Origin of the sequence: Mesorhizobium sp. M7D.F.Ca.US.004.03.1.1, from assembly GCF_003998635.1 — a bacterium.
Lineage (GTDB): Bacteria > Pseudomonadota > Alphaproteobacteria > Rhizobiales > Rhizobiaceae > Mesorhizobium > Mesorhizobium loti.
Genome location: NZ_RZQG01000467.1, coordinates 1 through 4,670 on the forward strand (window position 1 = coordinate 1; position 4,670 = coordinate 4,670).

A 4,670-nucleotide genomic window follows, 5' to 3' on the forward strand; every position below is an offset into this window, starting at 1 on the left:
ATGAAGCACAGATGGGTCTTCGGCCATGAACGGGAGACCAGCGCACAGAGCGCCGCCAGGGCGACGACCGCGACGGGCTTGGCAAAGTCAGGCTCCGCCGTCAGCGAAAAATAGCCGATCGCTCCGATCGCCAGGCAGACCGGCACCAGCAGGAAGGCCACGCCTCGGTCGAGTTCCAGGCCCGCTGCTGTGGCTACGCTATGGCGCAAGCGAGGCAGCGAAATCCGGCCGATGTGCCGGGGCACGCGCACGATCCTGCCGGTTTCGGCAACTGGAACAGAGGCGTCGACATCCGCTTGTAACGGCGCTTTGCCGGGAGCCGGCACGAGGGGCGACGGCGGCGGCAGCGGGGCTGGCAGAGGCGCAAAAAGCGACCGTTCGCTGACGCCAATGACAGCGTCCTCGCCCTGATCCGAGCCCCAGCCTCGTCCAGCCATCGGGTCTGCCCCTTGCGCCCTCGACACCCTATGCTACATGAACGCCAACCGTGCGAAAGTCCGCGCGACAGCACCCGCTTCAGATGGTTTCCGAGAGTTCCATGTCCGACAAGGTCGTCACCCGTTTTGCCCCCTCGCCCACCGGCTACCTGCATATAGGCGGCGCGCGCACGGCGCTGTTCAACTGGCTGTATGCAAAGCACACCGATGGCACGATGCTGCTGCGCATCGAGGACACCGACCGCGAACGCACCAACGAAGCCGCGACCGCTGCCATTCTCGACGGGCTTTCCTGGCTCGGCCTTACCTGGGACGGCGAGCCGGTGTCGCAGTTCGAGCGTGCGCCGCGCCACCGCGAGGTGGCCGAGGAGCTCGTGCGCATGGGCAAGGCCTATTATTGCTACGCGACGCCGGTCGAGCTGGAGGCGATGCGCGAGGCCGCCAGAGCCAAGGGCCTGCCGCCCCGCTATGACGGCCGCTGGCGTGACCGCGACCCCTCAGAGGCTCCTGCAGGCGCCAAGGGCGCCATCCGCATCAAAGCGCCGACCGAGGGCGAGACCATCGTCCATGACCGCGTCCAGGGCGAGGTGCGCTTTCCCAACAAGGATCTCGACGACTTCATCATCCTGCGTTCGGACGGCAATCCGACCTACATGCATGCCGTCGTCGTCGACGATCATGACATGGGCGTCACCCACATCATCCGTGGCGACGACCATTTGACCAATGCCGCCCGTCAGACCGTGATCTATGACGCCATGGGCTGGGACGTGCCGTCCATGTCGCATATCCCGCTGATCCACGGCGCCGATGGTGCCAAGCTGTCGAAACGGCACGGCGCGCTTGGCGTCGAGGCCTATCGCGCCATGGGCTACCTGCCGGAGGCGCTGCTCAACTACCTGGCGCGTCTCGGCTGGAGCCATGGCGACGACGAGATCATGTCGATCACGGACATGATTTCCTGGTTCGACATCGGCGACGTCAACAAGGGCGCGGCCCGGTTCGACTTCGCCAAGCTCGAAGCGATCAACGGCGCGCATATGCGCCGCATGAGCGATGCCGAGCTGTTCGATATCTTCATCGCCACTCTGCCCTATCTCGAGGGCGGCCCTGCGATGGCCTCGCGCTTGAACGACGCCAACAAGGCGCAGTTGCTGGCAGCACTTCCGGGCCTGAAGGAGCGCGCCAAAACGCTGGTCGAACTCGTCGATGGCGCAGCCTTCCTGTTTGCCACGCGACCGCTGCCGATCGATGACAAGGCCGCCCTTCTGCTCAATGACGATGCCCGCAAGATCCTGCGCGGTGCTCACGAAGCTTTGAACGGGCTTACAGGTGACTGGACGGCCGCTGCAGCGGAGGCCGCGATCCGCGAGGTTGCACTCGCTGGTGGCCACAAGCTCGGCGCCGTGGCCCAGCCTTTGCGCGCCGCTTTGACCGGCAAGAGCACCTCGCCGGGCGTGTTCGATGTGCTCGCTGTGCTCGGCCGCGAGGAAAGCCTGGCGCGCATAACCGATCAAATCGATTAGGAGCAAACTGGCCCAAGAAGATTGGCATTGAAAGGCGGGTTTCGCAGTGCAACATTAGGCCTTGGCCCAATCTGGCACGCACCTCCTGAAATGCGGTGGCGAATACGCGCATTGCGGTGATTTCGAAGTGTCGCTTTGCAAGATTTTGCCTTTGCCGGCATGAGGAAACAACAAGGAGTTTGCAATGACCGAAGCTGCGAAAAAACTGGATTTGGGCGGCAAGACCCAGGAGGCCACGGCAACGCTTGAATTCGCCGGCAAGACTCACGAATTCAAGGTGCGAAGCGGTTCGGTCGGGCCTGATGTCATCGACATCGCCTCGCTCTACTCCACCACCGGCGCCTTCACCTACGATCCCGGCTTCACCTCGACGGCAAGCTGCGAGTCCGAAATCACCTTTATCGACGGCGACGCCGGCATCCTGTTGCACCGCGGCTATCCGATCGACCAGTTGGCCGAACACGGCGACTTCCTCGAGGTCTGCTATCTCCTGCTCTACGGTGAACTGCCGACCAAGGCGCAGAAGGACGATTTCGATTACCGCGTGACGCGCCACACCATGGTGCACGAGCAGATGTCGCGCTTCTTCACCGGCTTCCGCCGCGACGCGCATCCGATGGCGGTGATGTGCGGCGTGGTCGGCGCGCTGTCGGCCTTCTATCACGACTCCACCGACATCTCCGACCCCTACCAGCGCATGGTTGCCTCCATGCGGCTGATCGCCAAGATGCCGACGATCGCGGCGATGGCCTACAAATACCACATCGGCCAGCCCTTCATTTACCCGAAGAACGAGCTGAATTTCGCTGCCAACTTCCTGCACATGTGCTTTGCCGTGCCGTGCGAGGAGTACAAGATCAATCCAGTGCTGGCGCGCGCCATGGAGCGCATCTTCATACTTCACGCCGATCACGAACAGAACGCCTCGACCTCGACCGTTCGTCTCGCCGGATCGTCGGGTGCCAACCCGTTCGCGTGCATCGCTGCCGGCATCGCTTGCCTTTGGGGCCCGGCGCATGGTGGCGCCAACGAAGCGGCGCTCAACATGCTGGGCGAGATCGGCCATGTCGATCACATCCCGGAGTTCATCGCCCGCGCCAAGGACAAGGACGACCCGTTCCGGCTGATGGGCTTTGGCCACCGTGTCTACAAGAACTACGATCCGCGCGCCAAGATCATGCAGAAGACCGCGCACGAGGTTCTGGGCGAGCTTGGCATCAAGGACGATCCGCTGCTCGACATCGCCATGGAACTGGAAAAGATCGCGCTGACAGATTCCTATTTCATCGAGAAGAAGCTCTACCCGAACGTCGACTTCTATTCCGGCATCACGCTGAAGGCGCTGGGCTTCCCCACCACCATGTTCACCGTGCTGTTCGCGGTCGCCCGCACCGTCGGCTGGATCGCGCAGTGGAAGGAGATGATCGAGGACCCACGCCAGAAGATCGGCCGCCCGCGCCAGCTCTATACCGGTGCGCCGGAGCGTGACTATGTGCCGATCGCAAAGCGGTGATCGAGGCTTTCTGGATTGAAAAACGCGCCCGTCAGGGCGCCTTTTTTATGTGACGCAGCACAACGCCCGCCGCGATCTCGCCTGAAGGCTTGTTGGTCGCCATGCGCCGCGTGATCTCGGCGAAGCCCTGCTTCTGCCAGGCGCGCATCCCACTGTCTGCAAACAGCGCTTCCAAGTGCCGGGCCAGATTGTTCGGCTTGACATACTCATTGTAGAATTCCGGAATTAAGGCTCGATCCGAGATCAGATTGGGCAGCAGCGCCGACCAGACGGACAGCAGGTAAGGCGCCACGACTCGGGCGACGGGATCGAGCCTGTAGCAGGAGACCATCGGCACACCGGCCAGCGCCAGCTCCAGCGATACTGTCCCGGACGCGATCAGCGCGGCATCGGCTTTGCCGAAGGCCTGCCATTTGCGCTGGGACTCGACGATGACCTCAGGCTTCTCATCCCAGCGGTTGACCGAGGATTTGACCAGGTCGGCGACATGCGGAACCGTCGGCAGCAGCAGGCGCAGGCGATGTCCACGCGCGCGCAGCATCGACACCGTCTCGCCGAACGGGTCGAGCAGGCGCCGCACCTCACCGCGCCGCGAACCGGGCAGGACAAGCAGGGTCTTGACGCGATCAGGAGAAAGGTCGCGCGGCAGGTCCTGCGCCTTGGCCGCGGCGAGCACGCCAGCATCATGGGTCAGGCGATGCCCGACATAGGTGCCCGGTGGGCCGTCCAGCCGCTCGAGCTCCTTCACCTCGAACGGCAGGATGCAGAGGATATGGTCGACATAGGGCTTCATCGCCACCGCCCGGCCCGGCCGCCACGCCCAGACGCTCGGGCAGACATAGTGGATGATCGGGATCGATGGATTGGCCGCCCGCACCTTTTTGGCGACGCGCAGCGAAAAGTCCGGGCTGTCGATGGTGACGAGGCAGTCCGGCTTTTCGTCCTCAACGGTCCTGGCCAGCTGACTGATCCGCCGCATCAGGCGCGGCAGGTCGCGCAAGATGGCGCTGAACCCCATCAGGGCGATCTCGCCGGCATCGAATGGCGAGGCCAGTCCCAGCGCCTGCAAATGGCGGCCGCCGAGTCCGACGAGTTGCACCTCGCGCCCGGTAGCCTGCTTGAGCGAACGCACGATGTCGGCGCCGAGCAGATCGCCAGACTCCTCTCCGGCAACGATCGCGATCTTCAATGCCC

3 protein-coding genes and 1 pseudogene are annotated in these 4,670 nt (G+C 63.7%); 2 read left to right on the plus strand and 2 right to left on the minus strand.

The genetic code is table 11. From position 1 onward, the window contains the following. Nucleotides 1-437, minus strand: a pseudogene (locus EN935_RS22935) (competence protein); the annotation flags it as partial. 101 nt (nt 438-538) lie between these two features. On the opposite strand from EN935_RS22935, the gene gltX reads away from it, so the two are divergent. Next, nucleotides 539-1,963: a glutamate--tRNA ligase gene (gene gltX, locus EN935_RS22940; RefSeq protein WP_127264424.1), complete on the plus strand. Its 1,425-nt coding sequence runs from the start codon at nt 539-541 to the stop codon at nt 1,961-1,963. Between the two features lie 184 nt (nt 1,964-2,147). Next, nucleotides 2,148-3,476, plus strand: coding sequence for a citrate synthase (gltA, locus tag EN935_RS22945; protein WP_109669032.1), 1,329 nt, complete (start codon nt 2,148-2,150; stop codon nt 3,474-3,476). A 31-nt stretch (nt 3,477-3,507) separates the two neighbouring features. Here the strand turns inward: gltA and lpxB are convergent, their stop codons facing one another. Then, a complete protein-coding gene (gene lpxB / locus EN935_RS22950; RefSeq protein WP_245489022.1) occupies nt 3,508-4,665 on the minus strand; it encodes a lipid-A-disaccharide synthase in 1,158 nt (385 codons plus the stop codon). Nucleotides 4,666-4,670: the final 5 nt, after the last annotated feature.